Source organism: Coleofasciculus sp. H7-2 (assembly GCF_042747725.1).
Taxonomy (GTDB): Bacteria; Cyanobacteriota; Cyanobacteriia; order Cyanobacteriales; family FACHB-T130; genus FACHB-T130.
The window spans coordinates 1-1,225 of the sequence record NZ_JBHZGO010000084.1; the positions used below are offsets into that span (position 1 = coordinate 1).

A 1,225-nucleotide genomic window follows, 5' to 3' on the forward strand; every position below is an offset into this window, starting at 1 on the left:
GAACCCTTTGAAAAACCCAACTAAAGCCGGTATCTTGTTGCATTAGCAGGTAGACCTGTGAGGGGGAGACCGATGAGCCAAGAACGCAGAGCCAGAATTAGCCAGAAACTCGACGATATCGAGCGGTTTGTCGATTGGGAGGTGCTGGTCAAGCCGGTTAGGGTTATTGACAAGAGCGGCACGAAGAAGGGTGGACGTCCGCGCTACCCACTCCTGAAGATGATCAAGCTGCTGTTTTTACAATACCTTTACAACTTATCCGACCCTAAACTCGAAGACCAGCTACTGGATAGGCGCTCATTTCGGGAGTTTGTTGGTATTGTCTCGGATGTTGAGGTGCCCGATTTCACGACTGTGTGGGTATTCAAGGAGACACTGGTCGAGCATGAGCTTATGGACAGCTTGTTCGAAAGCATTGTGGCGCAGCTCGAAAGCCGCCAGTTGATTTTAAGAAAGGGAACCATCGTTGACGCCAGCATCATCGAGTCGAGCAACCGTCCCCTCAGCAAAAAGAAGCGCGCTGAGCTGGAAGCGAAACGCCAAGGAGACAAAACAAGCGTGGCCCAGCTTGACCTAGACGCTCACGCGACGGAGAAGCGAGGCAAGAAGTACTTCGGCTACAAGGGGCATATCGGGTTAGACGTTGGCAGCAAGCTCATCCGTAGGCGCGCCTTTACCTCAGCCAATGTGCATGAAGGTGCCCTGCAACGCGGGTACAGCCAAGTAAAGCTGTTTTGTGGAGATGAGCGCTCTTTCTTTGGCGACAAAGCCTACAGCAACAACCAAGACAAACGCGACTGCCGTACTAAGGGTATCTTCTATGGGGTGCTGGACAAAGCCACCCGGAGGCGTTGCCTATCAAACAGACAGAAAACGCGTAACGGCTGCCTTTCAAGAGTACGCTCAGCCGTAGAACATCCCTTTGCCTATATGGCCGATAAGCTGAGCTACAAAGAAGCCGTAGCTAGGACACGGGCACGTAACAGCCTCCGCTTCGATATGAACTGCGTGCTGCACAACGTCATGCGCGGCATCTACCTGCTCAAAGCGCAAGGGCGCTGGATGGCGTGACAGATGCAGAGGTGTAACAGCAGTCGAAGCGACCAAAGTAGCACTGTCAGCTGCGGCAGATACGGGCTTAGCCGAAAACGATAACCGGGAGCGGCCGAAAAAACATCTTCAACACCCCAGTCTGCGGCTTAGAGGGGGTTTTTCAAAGCTTTCT

Annotated in this window: 1 protein-coding gene; it reads left to right on the forward strand. The window is 53.0% G+C overall.

What is annotated here, in order from left to right:
- Positions 1 to 72: 72 nt before the first annotated feature.
- The gene (locus ACFW2W_RS16745) at positions 73 to 1,071 is read left to right on the forward strand and encodes an IS5 family transposase (RefSeq protein WP_378180378.1); all 999 of its coding nucleotides are present in this window, start codon (positions 73 to 75) and stop codon (positions 1,069 to 1,071) included.
- Positions 1,072 to 1,225 lie beyond the last annotated feature (154 nt).

Coding starts and splice junctions, on each gene's coding strand:
- ACFW2W_RS16745 (WP_378180378.1), top strand. CDS start 73: ATGAGCCAAGAACGCAGAGCCAGAATTAGCCAGAAACTCGACGATATC.